The sequence below is a fragment of the Micromonospora sp. NPDC049049 genome (assembly GCF_040649115.1).
Taxonomy (GTDB): Bacteria; Actinomycetota; Actinomycetes; order Mycobacteriales; family Micromonosporaceae; genus Micromonospora.
Genome location: NZ_JBEZEX010000039.1, coordinates 14,265 through 28,839 on the forward strand (window position 1 = coordinate 14,265; position 14,575 = coordinate 28,839).

Consider the following 14,575-nt stretch of genomic DNA (forward strand, 5'->3'; position numbering starts at 1 on the left):
TGAGGAGCACCTCACCGGCCGGGCGTGAGGTCGGAGTACCAAACGGGGTTGCAGGCGGCCAATCGAGCAGTGGTCTTGGTGACGGCCAGGCCGTAGGGCTGGAATTGCACGTCGCGCTTGTCGATGTCCTCCAGCATCATCCAGGTGTGCTCGAGCGGGGTCTCGGTGAAGCACACGACCTTCTGCGTCGCCGCGTACGTCAGGTTCGGCTCGTGCATCGACGCCGGCCCGAACGGTGAGCGTGCCTCGATGTATCCGTCCCCGATCATCGTCAGCAGGTTCTCCCGGGCACTGGGCCGTCATTACCGAGAGCGTCACGGGTTAGGTGGATCAAGAAGGTCGACAGGTCGGTACGTCGTTGCAGAAGGTCCTCGATACTGGCCACAGGTCCACTTTGCAATACCTCTGGCGTAGCCGGGTGGGCTGCCCCGCCGCTTCCGGCATCACCAACCTCCACAACATCATCCTCGCCGGCTGACCACCCGCCCGGCCCGGGCAACGCCTACAGGCGCGGGCAACGACGGGCAAGATCGTTCTCGTCCCCGACGCCTGATGGTGAGGTAGGGCCGAAGAGGGCCCCGCGGTGATGAACAGGCACTCCACCGTGGAGCCGGGGACCTGTCGTTCTGAGGATGCCTCGAGCGAAGCGCCGTACACGCTCCGTGGCTATGCGGGAACCGAGGACGGCGCCCATGGCGGCGGAGGCTCGGCAGCAGGCGGTCTTCGCCCTGGCGGCCTGCCGGCACCGCGCCGGACGCGGCTGGATCTCAGCCGGTCTGATGCGAGAGCGTCACGGCGATCGCTGGACCGAACGCGACACTGAGCAGATAGGCAAGGTTGAACAAGCCCAAGGCTTCGGCCTTGTGAGAGCCGGGCACGACGCCGGTCGCTCGCAGGGCGAGTACGCCCTGGCCGGTCGCGGCGGCAAGGGACGCGAGTGCCATCGCCACCAGCAGTAGCGGCACGGCGGAGGCGACCGCAGCCAGCAGCGGCGCGGCGACGGCTGCGCCGAGCAATGCGGCGGCCGTCACGCGGTGTGGCACCCGCACGGACGCCGCGGTCAGGAACCCCGAGCAGAGGCCGCCGAGCAGGTACGGCGCCAGCAGCACGACTCCGCTCCGGGTGCTGTCCCAGCCCGCGTGCTCTCGCAGCAGATCTGGTGCGGCGTAGAGCAGGGTGAAGTTCACCAGGCCCACAGTGAAAACCAGCACGCACGCCGTGAGGAACCGGCCGTTAAGCGCCACTGCGGCGGGCAGAAAGCCGTCGGGGCGAACGTTCGTCCGGACCACGAGCAACACCAGCAGCACGACGGTGACCGGGCCGGCCACCAGCGGACGGTGCGGAGTGAGAACTGCCGCGGTGACCAGCATGGCAAGGAGAGCCATGCCGAGCGGATCGAACGACGCCGGCACCGCGTCCGGCGGTGTGGCGTCGCGGCGGGCCGCAGGCACGGCGGCCACCGCCAGCAGGGGCAACGCCAGCACCGCCTGCCACGAAAGGAGTTCGGCTACCAGTGCACCGGTCAGCGGACCGGTGGCCCCCACGATCGCCAGCGACGCGGCGACCACCCCCATCCGCCGAGGTGAATCGGCCAGTTTCATGGCCGTCACGCTGAGGCCGGCGGACCCCAGTGCCTGCACCGCCGCGCCGGCCACCAACGCCGGCAGTGTCGGCACCAGCACGAGGAGGATCGTCCCCGCGGCCAGCAGCGCGGCCGAGGCGGTCAGGGCCGTCCGTACGCCGCGGCGGGCCAGTAGCGCCGCCAGCAGTGGCGTACCCAACGCGATCCCCCAGCCGAAGGCGGTCACGCCGGCCGCCGCGGCCCCTTCCCCGGTGCCCGTCGCGCGCGCCAGGTCGTCGAGCAGCAGGGCCGGCGCGGCGATCCCGTACGACAGCGGACCGGCCAGCAGGGCCAGCCAGGGCGTGGCCACCCGCCGTGGTGCGACCTGTCCGTGACCGTTGGCGGTTCGGTGCCGCTGTAGATAATCCATGTCATTCCTCCGGTGTCGGCTCGGATCAGCCTCGCCGGGGTCGCTTACCGCCGACTGCTCGTCGACTGACGTTCGCCTTCGTGGCGTCGGCGCCGCGTCCCGGTGAGCGGGCCGACTGTCGATCGACGTTTCGCGGGCGGGACAGCCGACTGGCTAGTGTGAAGCGGTGAGGTTCGGGGTGCTGGGCGAGGTCGCGGTGTGGACGCCCGACGGCGAACCCGTCGCCGTACCCGGCCTGAAGGTTCGGGCTCTCCTGGCTGACCTGCTGGTCCATGAGGGGCATCCGGTGTCCTCCGACCGGCTCATCGAGGATCTCTGGGGTGACCGGGTGCCGGGCAACCCGCTCGGTGCGCTCCAGGCCAAGGTGTCGCAGTTGCGTCGCGCGCTGGAGTCGGGTGAGGCGGGTGGCCGTGCGCTTGTCGAGTCCGGTGATGCCGGCTACCGGCTGCGTATTTCGCCGGAATCGGTCGACGCTGGTCGCTTCGCGGCTCTGTTGGTGCGTTCGCGGGCGCAGCGGGAGCCAGTTGGCCGGGCCGCGGAGCTGACGGAGGCCCTGTCGCTGTGGCGTGGCTCCCCGTACGCCGACTTTGGTGACGAGCGATTCGTCCGTCAGGCGGTCGAGCGGCTCGACGACCAGCGCCTGGCGGCGTTGGAGGAACTGGCCGAGGCCCGGCTCGATCTCGGTGAGCATCACTTGCTCGCCGGTGAGCTGGCCGACCTGGTCACCCGTCACCCGTGGCGCGAGCGGCTACGGGCCGCGCACCTGCGCGCCCTGTACGGCTCGGGACGCCAGGGTGAAGCCCTGTCCGCCTACGAGCAGTTCCGTCGGCAGATGCGTGATGAACTCGGCATCGATCCCGGCCAGGAGTTGGCCGAGCTGCATCGGGCGATCCTGCGCCAGGACCGCGCGCTGCAGCCGCCGGCACCGCCGTCGTCTCCGGTCCGAACCAACCTGCCGGCGCCTCTGTCACCCGGTCCGTACGGCGGATTGATCGGGCGTGACGAGGCCGTCGAGGCGGTACGGGAGCGGCTGACGAACGGGCGGCTGGTGACCCTTACCGGAATGGGTGGGGTGGGTAAGAGCAGGTTGGCGCTCGAGGCCGCTCGTCTGCTGGCCGACACGTTCCCCGCCGGAGTGTGGCTTGTTGAGCTGGCGGGCCAGCCGCACTGCGACGGCCAAGCGCTCTCTACCGAGGTTGTCGACGTGGTGGCGGCGACTCTTGAGATCCGCGACGACGCCCCGGCCGGTCTGCCCGGTGATCGGCCAGGTGAGCCGATGGATCGGCTGCTCGCCGCGCTGCGGGACCGGCGGATGCTGCTGCTGCTCGACAACTGCGACCACGTGGTGACGCCCATCGCTGAACTGACCGAGAGTCTTCTCGGTGCCGCAGCCGACCTGCGCATCCTGGCGACGAGCCGTGAACCGCTCGGGATCCCAGGCGAGGTCGTCTTGCCGGTGCCGCCGCTGGAGCTGCCGGAGCCGGGAGCGACCGCGGAACAGATCGCCGGGGCCCCGGCGGTTCGGCTCTTCGAGATCCGTGCCCGCGCCGTCGAGCCGGGCTTCATCGTCGATCAGCGGAACACGGACACAATCGCCACCATCTGCCGGCGTCTCGATGGCGTACCGCTGGCGTTGGAACTGGCCGCGTCCCGGCTGCCCGTTCTCGACCCCGGCGAGTTGGCGGCGCGGCTCGACGATCGCTTCCGACTGCTGTCATCCGGTCGGCGTACCGCGCCCCCTCGTCAGCAGGGGCTTCGCGCGATGATCGACTGGAGTTGGGAGTTGCTGTCGCCCGGCGAACGGGCGGTGCTGCGCCGGCTGGCGGTCTTCGCCGACGGTGCCACCCTGGCTACCGCCGAGCAGGTGTGCGCGGGCGGACAAGTGGCGTCCGACGAAGTCCTCGATGTGCTGGCACGATTGATCGACCGATCGCTGGTCCTGACGCGCCACGGCGAGAGTCCACGACGCTATCGGCTCCCGGAGACGGTGGCTGCCTACGGTCTCGAACAGCTCGACAGTGCCGGCGAACTCCCGGCGACCCGTCGCCGTCACGCCGCGTGTTTCGTCCGTCTCGCCGAGCAGGCCGCAGGGCGGCTACGGGGTCATGACCAGAGTCGCGCGCTACGGGAACTCGACGCCGAAAATGCCAACCTGCGGGCAGCACTCGACGTCGCCGCCACCGACGGTCAGCCTCGCGTGGGCCTGGCGCTCGCGACCTCGTTGGCCTGGTACCGGCTGCTCCGGGGTCGGCTCGGAGAGATGCGCCGGTCGCTGCTAACGGCGTTGGACATCGTCCCGAGGAGTGCGGACGACGTCGCACCGGACGCCCTGCGGCGACGTGCGGATGTGTGGCTGACCGCCCTGGCCACCCGTGACGGTGACCCGAACGCTCCCCGGCAACGGATCCTGGAATGCCACCAGGACGCCGACGGGCCGGAGAAGGCGTTCGCGCAGTGGTTGTTCGCCTCCATGATGCTCGGTTCCGGAGATCCGGGTGAGGCTGCCGCCCTGGTCGACGCGGCGCTGACGACGTTCCGCGCCGACGGCGACCAGTGGGGCATCGCTGCCGCCTGCGCCACTCGGGCGGACCTCGCGCTCGTACACCGCAGCGACCTGCCCGGTGTGCAGCGTGACTGCGAGACCAGCCGGACGCTGTTCGTACAACTGGGCGACTGCTGGGGGCAGGTGCATCCGACGAGCCTGTTGGGCACCCTGGCCGAGATCAACGGCGACTACGACAGCGCAGCCATGCGGTACCGGGAGGCGTTGCGCATCGCCGAACATCTGCGGCTGTGGACGTCGGTGTCCCGGCAGTTGGCGTGCATCGGACGGATCGCCCTGTTGCGCGGCGACCTCGACGAGGCGGCCGCCTGCCACGAACGCGCGCTACAGGTCGCGCGGGAACAGTCGAGCCGGTCCGCCGCCGCCTTCGCCGGCACGGGCCTGGCGATGATCGCTCGCCGCCGGGGTGACCTCGACGCCGCCGAGACCCAGCAGCGGGACCTACTCGACTGGAACCGGCACGCCGGTTACCTGCCCGGCTACGCGCTAGCGCTTGCCGAGTTGGGATTCATCGCGGAGCACCGCGACGATGCGGTCCTCGCCGAGCGCCACCACCGCGAGTCGCTCGACGCGGCGCACGCCACCGGGGATCCCAGGGCTGTCGCCCTGGCCCTTGAGGGCCTGGCCGGGGCGACCAGCCTCGGCGGTGACCATCGCCTCGCCGCAGGGCTGCTCGGCGCGGCCCGCACGCTTCGCGCGGGCGCCGGAGCGCCGTTGCCCCCCGGTGAGCAGCATGACGTCCAGCGCATCACCTCTCGCCTCCGCACCTCGCTGGGCAGCGAGGAACTCGCCTCCGAGATGAGCCGCGGCGCACAGCTCGACCTGGACAGAGAGGATTTCAGCGGCATCGGTAAGGGGATGGTCAGCGAACGGTAAGCCTGCTCGGCACGGTTGACCGAGAACCGAGCCGACCCAGGAGGTAACCGTGCAGACCGCTGCCAGGATCGCCGTCATCTACTACTCCGCCACCGGCACTGTGCACCGGCTCGCCCAGGCATTCAGGGACGGAGCGGCCGACGCCGGCGCGGAGGTCCGCTTGCGCCGGGTGGCGGAGTTGGCACCGGATCAGGTCGTTGATGCCAGGCCGCAGTGGCGGGCCCACCTTGACGCCACCGCCGATGTTGCGCTCGCCACCCTGGACGACCTGCGGTGGGCGGACGGGTACGCCTTCGGCACACCGACGCGTTTTGGCAACGTCTGCTCTCAACTGCGCCAATTCATCGACACCACGACCGCCCCCTGGCAGGCAGAGGAACTGGCCGACAAACCGGCGACCGGCTTCACGGCCAGTTACGAGGAGCACGGCGGCCAAGAGTCGACCCTGCTCAGCCTTTACCAGACGTTCCACCATTGGGGGGCGGTCATCCTGCCCACGGGCTACCTGAACTACGGCACCGCGCACGCCGCCGGCGGGAACCCGTACGGCGTCAGCCTCGTGGAGAGCCGCGCCGGCCGGGATCCGGAGTACGCCAGAGCGGTCCTCGAGACGGCCCGCTTCCAGGGCGCACGCCTCACCCGCCTGACAGCCGCCGTCCGCGCGGAGAGCCACCTCGGGTAGAAGCCCGGCGACGAGCGGTACGGCATCCGGGGCGAGACCAGGAGTAGTCGCCTCCGGGGCGACGGATGCCCGTTTCCCGCCACCTGACGCATCGAATCACCGAGTAGAAACGAGAGAAATCATGCTGACAACGACCACCGCTGATCCGACCGAACAGGCCAGCCGGGTCACCGTGCTCGGTCTCGGTGACATGGGCTCGGCGATCGCCAGGACGTTCATCGATCGCGGACACCGTACGACGGTCTGGAATCGGACCGTGAGCAAGGCCCTGCCGATGGTCGACTCTGGCGCCACGGCTGCCGCGAGCGCCGCGGAGGCTGCGGCCGCCAGCCCGCTCGTCGTGGTGTGTCTGCTCGACGGCGTGGCGGTCGACGAGGTACTCGCTTCCGTGGACACCGCAGTCGCGGGCAAGGTCTTGGTGAACCTGACCAGTGGCTCTCCCCACCAAGCACGGGCCAACGATCGCTGGGCGAGAGAGCGCGGGGCCACGTACCTCGATGGCAAGATCATGGGAGATGCGGCAGACGTCGGTACCGCGCACGTCATGTTGTCGTTCAGTGGTTCCCGCAAGGCCATCGATGCGCACGGGTCAACGCTGGGGGAGTTGGGCACCGTCACCTACCACGGGGAAGAAGCCGGCTTGGCCGCCGTTGAGTTCATGGCGCAGGTCGCGATGGGCTACGAGATCCTCATCGGGTTCCTGCACACCCTGAGGCTGGTGCAGGCAGAAGGAGTCGACGTAGCGGAGTTCGCCGAGCGTGCCGCCAGCTCCGTCGCCGCGCTGCCCCCGCTGTTGACCTCGATCGGCAACGCGGTCAAGGCCGGCGAATACCCGCCGGATCTCGGCTCGCTCAACGTCCAGGCCGCCCTGATGGACGACATGATCAGCCATCGGGAATCCATTGGCGTGGAAGCCGTGCGGATGCAAGAGGTCAGGGGCCTGATGAACCGCCGGATCGCTGACGGCTTCGGCGCTCAGGGGTTCTCGAGCTTGTTCGAGCTGCTGACAAAGTCCTGATGGCGCTCTCTCAGCACCCGGGACGCGATGCCACAGACCGCAGCGTCATCCGGCCCTCTGCCGCAAGACCACCACGGCCGCCTCCTTGCGGGCCTCATCCGCCGCCACCGTGACCAGCGCAGGTTCCGATGGCAGCGTCTCTTGTCCAGGCCGGTAAACCGCGCTCACACCCGCATCCGCGCCATCGGTGAAAGCGCCAATGCCACCCTCAAGCCGGGAAGGTCCTGACGAAACTGCGCTGCTGACCACGCCTCGCCACCGCGATCGTGCACTCCAGCCTCGTCCTTCGTGAACGGACTCACTGGACCGGGACGAAGGTGGCGGCCAACACCCGCCAGTTGTCGTCCTCACGCACCCAGAGTCGGGTGTAGCGCAACCGTGCGGACACAGCGGCACCGCTCTGAACGGCATCCACCGCAGCGACCATGCGAGTCACCCCGGTCTGGCCGTCTTCCTGGATGTCGAGTGACTCCTCCACCAGGCTGATGATTCGCAGTGCACCTGAGCGGTAGCCAGCCAGGTCGTCCTCCTTCGTAAAGACCGTGCCGTCCGGTCCGGCACCCACGACCTGCGGGTGCAGTAGCGCGTCGAGGGACTCGACGTCAGCGGCGCGCTGGGCGGCTTGAAGTTGCCGTTCCGCGGTGAGGAGATCCATCCACCGATCCTCCGCAGCTGGCCCCAACAAGACAAGCGGGTTCGCCCGCGGCAGAACGGCGACGTCAGCCCGGTAGTGGCGTGAGCCTCTCCTCAGATGCCCGAATCAGTAAAACTGCACGACTGGTCCGTGCACCGCAGTACCGGCCCACTCTCGTTCCAGATGTCGTCGGCGGTCGCGGCGCGCGGCCGCGCCGTCCGAGGACCGCCCGGACCGATGGGATGCGCTCAGGGCTCCTGCTTCGCTTCAGCCCGGTGGTGGCTCAGCAGTCGACCGAGCAGCCGCCGCTCGAATGGCACCGCGCTGGCAGGAGCTCGCCTTTGCCGATACGGAGCCACGACTGACGACGCGACACGGAGCAGCGGCCATGACCGGTGCCATCGCCGAGGTTGCCGCCGACGCTGTCGCCCTCGTCGCCGCCGGCCACCTGGGTACGTGTGCGGCGCCCGGATGCGTACTGCTGTTCCTCCGTGACCGGCCCAACCGCGAATGGCGCGGCAACTCCTGCGGAAACCGGGTGCGAGTGGCGCGCCACTACGACCGCCGTAAGCACGCCGCTTCGGATGGCGAGGCGGTCTGATACGCCAGGGCCGGCGAAATCGCGGTGCTGCAACGGGCCACGGGCGCGCGGGTCTCCCGCTCTCCACGTGCCGAACGGGCAGCGTGGGCCAGGTGTGGTGGCGTGCGGTCTACGTGCTCGCGCCGCGGCCGAAGGAGCGGCGGTAGGCGGCTGGCGTGGTGTTCACCGTGGTGCGGAAACGGCGGCGCAGGTTGGTGGCCGTGGACAGGCCGACTCTGGTCGCGATTGTCTCGACCGGCAGATCGGTCTCCTCCAACAGCGCTCGTGCAGCCGTGATCCGTTGCTGGAGCAGCCACTGTCCTGGGCTGACACCCAGTTGCGCGGTGAATCTGCGGGCGAACGTACGCGGGGACATTCTGGCCTGCGCGGCGAGGTCGTTGACGGTGAGCGGATCTTGCAATCTCTCCGTGGCCCAGTCGAGCACTGGGCCCAGGGACACCGGAGTGTGCGCGGTCCGGGATGCTGCCGCGTACTGCAGCTGCCCGCCCTCGCGATGTGGCGGCATGACCATGTGCCGGGCGATCTGGTTGGCGTGAGCGGCGCCGTGGTCATTGCGGACCAGGTGCAGGCACAGGTCGATGCCGGCCGCAGTCCCCGCGCTTGTCGCGACGTCGCCGAGGTCGATGTACAGACTGTCGGCTTCGACCTGCACGCCTGGAAATCGGGCGGCGAACTCGGCCGCCATCCGCCAGTGAGTCGTCGCCCTGCGCTGATCGAGCAGGCCGGCGTGGGCGAGCAGGAAAGCGCCGGAGCAAATGGCGACGATCCGGGCACCGCGCCGGTGAGCGCGCCGCAGCGCATCGATCACGGCGGACGGCGCGGCCTGCTCGCGGCGTTGCCAACCCGGAATCACCACAGTGTCCGCGGTCTCGAGCGCGTGCAGCCCGCTGGTGACCGCCATGTCGTAACCAGCCATGGTGGGCACGATGCCCGGCTGCTCGGCACACACGTCGAACCGGTAATTGTCTGTTAGACCGGGGCGCCGTACGCCGAACACCTCAGCGACACAGGCGAGTTCGAAGGTGGACTGTGGCGGCAGAACCAGGGCGACCACCCGATGAATGATCATGGCAGGAATGTACCTGTCAACGTCATTGCAGACACTAGCCGGTGCGGCGCGAACACGACGATCATGACTGCATGGCTAATGCATCTGATGATGTGCAGATCCTGCAGGTCGACGAGGTGGAACCCGTCGAGGTCGTGCCCGGCATCATCCGGCGGCGCCTGCCGGCGACCGAGCGGGCCCGTGGCTGGATGTACGACTTCGCCCCGGGCACGGAGTGGCCAGAGGTGGACGTGCACGAGGGCGAGGAACGCTACTACGTGGTGTCGGGTGAGTTCATCGATCGAGGCCACCGTCTGGGCCCGGGCAGCTACGTGGTGTTTGCTCCGGGCAGCACGCACCGCCCGCGTACCGAGACCGGCGCACGAATGATCGGCATCAGCATCGTCGCGATGTAGCCGGCAACTCCGAACACGCCGTCGGAGAGCGGGCTCGTGATCTGCCGGCGACCCAAGGGGGGAGGATCGGCCCATATCGGATCGAAACGGTCCACAGTGTCATGTCAAGGCTCCCTCGATCCGCACGTGCAACTTGATATCTCCAACAACCTCCACGCTAGGAGCGGTAGATGAGGAAGACCCTGGCTCTGGTCATAGCGACGGTAGTTCTGGCCGGGGCAGTGTCTACCAGCGGCGCTGCGCAGGCGGCACCCGACCCAGACACCGCGCGAGCCGCCAGCCGTGCCATTGGCACCGCTCCAGCGCCGCACACCCCCGAGTCGGAACCGATCACCCCGCCGGTCCCGAGGCCCAAGCCGTTCGAGGAGGCCCCGCCCAGCATCGCGCCGCACAAGGCAGTCACTCCGCCCGACTTCGGCCCGAACGAACGGATCCTCTCGGCGTACCACCAGGGCAAGCTCTCCCGCGACGACGCAGTGCGGTACGGACTCACCGCGCTTCGCTCACCCCGGGCGGTACCCGCCCACCTACGGCAGGCCGATGCCATCCGCGACCCGCAGCGGTACCTGACCTACCTCTCGATGCTGGCGGCGAGCGTTGAGCCCGAGGCGGCGAGGATGATCGCGCCGGACGTCGCCGCGCCGGCTGCCGCCCCCGCGGCGGCCGGCTACGACGACTGCGCCGCCGACCCGTTCGACTATCTCGGTGTCACCTACCGCTGCCGGGCATCCGCCGGCGAGTTCCTCATCCTGTTCAACATCGCCGGAGCAGGCCGACCGGGCATCCCGGCGGACTACCATTCCAACGGCCGGGCCAAGGCCGTCCAGCACCTACTGAATTCGCTCGCGATCGCTGTCGACGAGTACCGCGAGATGGGTTACCCGCTGCCGGTGCGCGACGGCAAGCCGTGGGTGTTGGTCTACGGCGTTGACGAGATCCCTGTCGTCGGCGGGCTCGGCATCCCGATCGACGCGCCTTTCGTGTTGCCGTTCGGGCTCAATCAGCAGGCCACCATCCTGGTGCCGAACGGGCAGACCGACTGGGACTACCTGCCCCGGCATGAGCTGTTCCACGTCATGCAGTACCAGTACTGGGACAAGTCTGACATAGCCGTCGACTTCGTCTTCAATTACGTTGGCAGCAAGGAGTTCGGTTCGATGAACTGGTGGATGGAGGCCACCGCGGAGTGGGCCGCCCACCAGACCTACGTCCGAGAGCCGTACCTGCCCATCCCCGGCGAGGAAGAGCTGTATGCGCGCAACGTCTACGACGTGCTCAGCATGCCGGGCTCAGCGCTCAACTCGTGGGGTGGCCTGGGTGGCGGCCCGCAATACGGGGCGTTCCTGCTGCCCACTTATCTCACCGAGCAGATCGACCCGGTCTTCGTGCGGCGGACCTGGGAAAGCATCCGGGACCACGACCATCTGCCGATCGAGGCGATCCGGCACGCCGCGCAGGGCTATGGCCTGAACTTCAAGGACATGCTGCTGGGCTACCACATCGCCAACTATCGGCTGGCCAAGGCGAACGCCGCCCCCGCCCCAACGGTGGACGCGTGGCGCAGCTACGGGTACACGGATACCGACACGAGATTGTGGCGGGACAACATCTCCGCCCTGAGTGGGACGAGCGGCGACATTCTCGGCGGCGCGAGGCCGGCCCGCAAGAGTCACTCCACCCCCGCTGGCACGCACGTGGAGTACCAGGACATTCTGCGCAAGGGCGGCGCCGTCTACCATGACTTCCGGGCCGTCCAGAATTCCGGCGACCCGGGCTGCGGGTACTGCTCGACGCTGCTGATCGACACGAGCAAGGACGCCAACCGCAGCTCCGCAGTGGTCCTCTGGTCGCCGGCTGGCAGCGCTGGCACGCAGGTGAAGTACCCGAGCATCCAGACGGTGCGCTACCCCGACGCCGGCGGTCTGATCACCGTGCCGGACTTCGCGTACCCCATGGTGGCCACTCTGGTGACCACCTGGACCGAACTTGACATCCACTCCGCCGACGCGGACAGCAGCCCGAAGACGTTCAGCACCTACGTGGAGACCACGCTGCCGCTCACACGCCGCTCGTGCGTTCTGCGGCCGCTGTCGGTGCGCAGCGTGGAGACCACCGTCGAGCCAGAGGGCACATTCAACCGGTACGCCGCCAGCACGCGGGACGGCTGGACCGGCGGTGACTCGACGTACTCGGTGAAGCTGCCCGACGGGCGGATCGTGTGGCTGTTCTCCGACACCTGGATGGGACCGCTCAACGGCGACGGCACCCGACCAGTGAGCGCTCCGCTGGTGAACAACACATTCGTGGTGCAGAGCGGTGGAACGCTGACCACTTACCAGGGCGGCACCGCCGGGGCTCCGCGAGCGCTGATGCCGCCCTCCGGACCGGGTAAGTGGTACTGGGTCGGTGACGGTCACCTCTCTGGCGGGCAACTCCAGGTGGTATACCAGGAGTACGAGCGCTTCGGCTCCGGCGCCTGGGACTGGCGGTTCAACCGCAACGTCGTCGCCAACTTCGCCCTGTCCAACCTGCGGACCCCGGTCAGCGTCCGGGAGTTGCCCTCCGCCAGCGGGGTCGCCTGGGGCTCGGGGCTGCTGCCGGCCAGCCGCAGCGGCGACGGTTACACCTACGTCTACGGCGTGGACGACTCGCCGATCAACAAGCAGATGCGCATCGCCCGCGTCTACGGCAGCGACCTCGCCAGCGGCACCTGGCAGTACCACACACCGTGGGGCTGGACGATGCGTGAGCAGAACTCCCGCAACCTGCTGACCGGCATCGCCAACGAATACAGCGTCACCCCCTGGGGCGGACAGTTCCTGCTGCTCAGCCAGGACAGCACCCAGGCGTTCAGCGGCCAGATCAACGCCTGGACGTCCTGCTCACCCTACGGTCCCTTCACCCAGAAGACCCCGGTCTACCGAATGCCCGAACCCGGACCATACGGCAGCTACTGGAACCCGAACGTCATCTCGTACAACGCCCACGTGCACCCGGCGTTCAGCTCCGGCGACACGTTCATCGCGTCGTACAACGTCAACAGCATGGACACCAGCGTCTCGCCCGACGGTGACCACTACCGCGACCCTGGCATCTACCGCCCCCGCTTCTTCCGCTTCACACTCGGATAAACACCTCTGGTTCCGCCGGGCGTATCTCACGCCCGGCGGAACCAGCAAAAGGCCGGGGGGATCTCAAGGTGTTTCCGGCCAGAGCCGATGACGTCTGAGCGGCCACGGCGGGACCGCCGAGGCCAGAGACGAGTCTGGCCCAGACCTGGCGGTAGCTGGACTCGGCGCTGCGGCGGACGGGTTCGGCCTGAACTGGCGCCAGGTGATGACCCGGGCGCGGTGGTGGCGGACCGTCGGCCGAGCGCGATGGTCGCTCACCTCGAGCTCTCGCCTGACATACGGCCGGGCGGTGGCGTGCCGCGCACAGGGACCTGAGCGAGAATGGGCCAGTTCGAACTCTGCGCTCAACCCTGGAAGGACCCTCCCTTGGCCGGTGGACTCGTAGCCCTGCTGGATGACGTGGCGGTGCTGGCCCGGGCCGCTGCCGCGTCTATCGATGACATCGGGGCGGCCGCAGCGAAGGCCGGCGCCAAGGCTGCGGGTGTCGTCGTCGACGATGCTGCCGTCACGCCGCAGTACGTGCGGAGCCTGGCGGCCGAGCGCGAGTTGCCGATTATCAAGCGCATTGCCGTGGGGTCGCTGCGCAACAAGTTCTTCATCATCCTGCCTGCGGTGCTGCTGCTCAGTCAGTTCGTGCCCTGGCTGCTCACTCCGATCCTCATGCTCGGCGGCGCCTACCTCTGTTACGAAGGCGCGGAGAAGGTGTGGGCCAAGATCGCCCATCACGGCGCCTCCGGTGCGGGCGAGGAGAACGTGCAGGACGAGACGACACTGGTGTCCGGGGCGGTACGAACCGACCTGATCCTCTCGGCGGAGATCATGGTCATCAGCCTTAACGAGGTGATCGATGAGGCGTTCTGGTCCCGCCTGGTGATCCTGGCTGTCGTCGCCGTCGTCATAACCGTCCTGGTGTATGGCGTGGTGGCCCTGATCGTGAAGATGGACGACGCCGGGCTGCGCCTGTCGCAACGTTCCGGCGCCGTCGCCACGTTCGGCCGCGGTCTGGTGAGGGCGATGCCGGTGGTCCTCACCGTGCTGACGGTGGTCGGCACCGCGGCGATGCTGTGGGTGGGCGGGCACATCCTGCTGCTAGGCACGAACGAGCTGAACCTGCACTTCCTGTACGAGGCCGTGCACCACGTGGAGGTCGCCGCCCACGACGCCACGGGTGTTCTCGGCGGGCTCGTCGGCTGGCTCGTCAACACGGTGGCCAGCGCGATCCTCGGGCTGATCGTCGGAGCGCTGGTCGTGCTGGTCATGACTCTCACGCTCCACCGCCGCAAACCCAAGGCTGCGGCCGCGACTGCGACGGCCACGACTCGTACTGACGGCACCATCCCCCCGCCGCCGAGCCGTGCAGCTCGGCGCCCCGATGCTCCTGCGGACCAAGCGCCGCGCGGATGACCGCAACTCGACCACGGGGTCAGGCGTTTGGTGCTGAACCGCGCTCGGTACTCCAGTCGCACCCGGTGGAGTCGGAGTCTTCGCTGGTAGTAGGCCGTTTGGCGCGGTATTGGTGTCGCCGTCGCCAGAATGACCACCGATGAATGTGGCCGAAGGGTCGAATCGTGGCAGGTGAGCATCGAGTAGCTGCCGTACCAGGACGCCTTCACCC

Annotated in this window: 11 protein-coding genes and 1 pseudogene; 8 read left to right on the forward strand and 4 right to left on the reverse strand. The window is 68.7% G+C overall.

Features of this window, described 5'->3' with window-relative positions; genetic code table 11:
- Positions 1–11: 11 nt before the first annotated feature.
- Together AB0B68_RS28400 and AB0B68_RS28405 are read right to left on the reverse strand one after the other, a co-directional pair.
- Positions 12–269, reverse strand: a complete 258-nt coding sequence (locus tag AB0B68_RS28400; RefSeq protein WP_357263941.1) for a hypothetical protein — start codon at positions 267–269, stop codon at positions 12–14.
- Between the two features lie 498 nt (positions 270–767).
- A complete protein-coding gene (locus AB0B68_RS28405) occupies positions 768–1,991 on the reverse strand; it encodes an MFS transporter (protein ID WP_357263944.1) in 1,224 nt (407 codons plus the stop codon).
- A 166-nt stretch (positions 1,992–2,157) separates the two neighbouring features.
- Here AB0B68_RS28405 and AB0B68_RS28410 point away from each other — a divergent pair, with 166 nt between their 5' ends.
- The 4 genes and pseudogenes from AB0B68_RS28410 to AB0B68_RS28425 form a co-directional block, all read left to right on the forward strand.
- Complete coding sequence (locus AB0B68_RS28410; protein ID WP_357263947.1) at positions 2,158–5,430, forward strand: BTAD domain-containing putative transcriptional regulator; 3,273 nt, start codon at positions 2,158–2,160, stop codon at positions 5,428–5,430.
- Between the two features lie 49 nt (positions 5,431–5,479).
- Complete coding sequence (gene wrbA, locus AB0B68_RS28415) at positions 5,480–6,112, forward strand: NAD(P)H:quinone oxidoreductase (protein ID WP_357194261.1); 633 nt, start codon at positions 5,480–5,482, stop codon at positions 6,110–6,112.
- 121 nt (positions 6,113–6,233) lie between these two features.
- A complete protein-coding gene (locus tag AB0B68_RS28420) occupies positions 6,234–7,130 on the forward strand; it encodes an NAD(P)-binding domain-containing protein (protein ID WP_357194258.1) in 897 nt (298 codons plus the stop codon).
- Between the two features lie 147 nt (positions 7,131–7,277).
- Positions 7,278–7,372, forward strand: a pseudogene (locus AB0B68_RS28425) (IS5/IS1182 family transposase); the annotation flags it as partial.
- A gap of 56 nt (positions 7,373–7,428) precedes the next feature.
- Here the strand turns inward: AB0B68_RS28425 and AB0B68_RS28430 are convergent.
- On the reverse strand, positions 7,429–7,785 hold the full coding sequence (locus tag AB0B68_RS28430) for a nuclear transport factor 2 family protein (RefSeq protein WP_357263950.1): 357 nt from the start codon (positions 7,783–7,785) through the stop codon (positions 7,429–7,431).
- 367 nt (positions 7,786–8,152) lie between these two features.
- Here AB0B68_RS28430 and AB0B68_RS28435 point away from each other — a divergent pair, with 367 nt between their 5' ends.
- Positions 8,153–8,365, forward strand: coding sequence for a CGNR zinc finger domain-containing protein (locus AB0B68_RS28435; protein ID WP_357194255.1), 213 nt, complete (start codon positions 8,153–8,155; stop codon positions 8,363–8,365).
- A 109-nt stretch (positions 8,366–8,474) separates the two neighbouring features.
- On the opposite strand, the gene AB0B68_RS28440 is transcribed toward AB0B68_RS28435, so the two are convergent.
- Entirely contained in the window at positions 8,475–9,434 is a 960-nt protein-coding gene (locus AB0B68_RS28440; protein ID WP_357194252.1) for a helix-turn-helix domain-containing protein, read from the reverse strand.
- Between the two features lie 71 nt (positions 9,435–9,505).
- Between AB0B68_RS28440 and AB0B68_RS28445 the strand changes: the two genes are divergently transcribed.
- From AB0B68_RS28445 to AB0B68_RS28455, 3 genes are all read left to right on the forward strand, one after another.
- A complete protein-coding gene (locus AB0B68_RS28445) occupies positions 9,506–9,829 on the forward strand; it encodes a cupin domain-containing protein (RefSeq protein ID WP_355498316.1) in 324 nt (107 codons plus the stop codon).
- A gap of 170 nt (positions 9,830–9,999) precedes the next feature.
- The gene (locus AB0B68_RS28450; protein WP_357263955.1) at positions 10,000–12,960 is read left to right on the forward strand and encodes a hypothetical protein; all 2,961 of its coding nucleotides are present in this window, start codon (positions 10,000–10,002) and stop codon (positions 12,958–12,960) included.
- 366 nt (positions 12,961–13,326) lie between these two features.
- Positions 13,327–14,364 (forward strand): DUF808 domain-containing protein, encoded by a 1,038-nt coding sequence (locus AB0B68_RS28455; RefSeq protein ID WP_357263957.1) that lies wholly within the window; start codon positions 13,327–13,329, stop codon positions 14,362–14,364.
- The last annotated feature ends 211 nt before the right edge of the window (positions 14,365–14,575 follow it).

What these genes read in the sequence shown, in the direction of transcription:
- AB0B68_RS28400 (WP_357263941.1), bottom strand. Translation starts at nt 269, where the DNA reads ATGATCGGGGACGGATACATCGAGGCACGCTCACCGTTCGGGCCGGCG.
- AB0B68_RS28405 (WP_357263944.1), bottom strand. Translation starts at nt 1,991, where the DNA reads ATGGATTATCTACAGCGGCACCGAACCGCCAACGGTCACGGACAGGTC.
- AB0B68_RS28420 (WP_357194258.1), top strand. Translation starts at nt 6,234, where the DNA reads ATGCTGACAACGACCACCGCTGATCCGACCGAACAGGCCAGCCGGGTC.
- AB0B68_RS28430 (WP_357263950.1), bottom strand. Translation starts at nt 7,785, where the DNA reads ATGGATCTCCTCACCGCGGAACGGCAACTTCAAGCCGCCCAGCGCGCC.
- AB0B68_RS28435 (WP_357194255.1), top strand. Translation starts at nt 8,153, where the DNA reads ATGACCGGTGCCATCGCCGAGGTTGCCGCCGACGCTGTCGCCCTCGTC.
- AB0B68_RS28440 (WP_357194252.1), bottom strand. Translation starts at nt 9,434, where the DNA reads ATGATCATTCATCGGGTGGTCGCCCTGGTTCTGCCGCCACAGTCCACC.
- AB0B68_RS28445 (WP_355498316.1), top strand. Translation starts at nt 9,506, where the DNA reads ATGGCTAATGCATCTGATGATGTGCAGATCCTGCAGGTCGACGAGGTG.
- AB0B68_RS28450 (WP_357263955.1), top strand. Translation starts at nt 10,000, where the DNA reads ATGAGGAAGACCCTGGCTCTGGTCATAGCGACGGTAGTTCTGGCCGGG.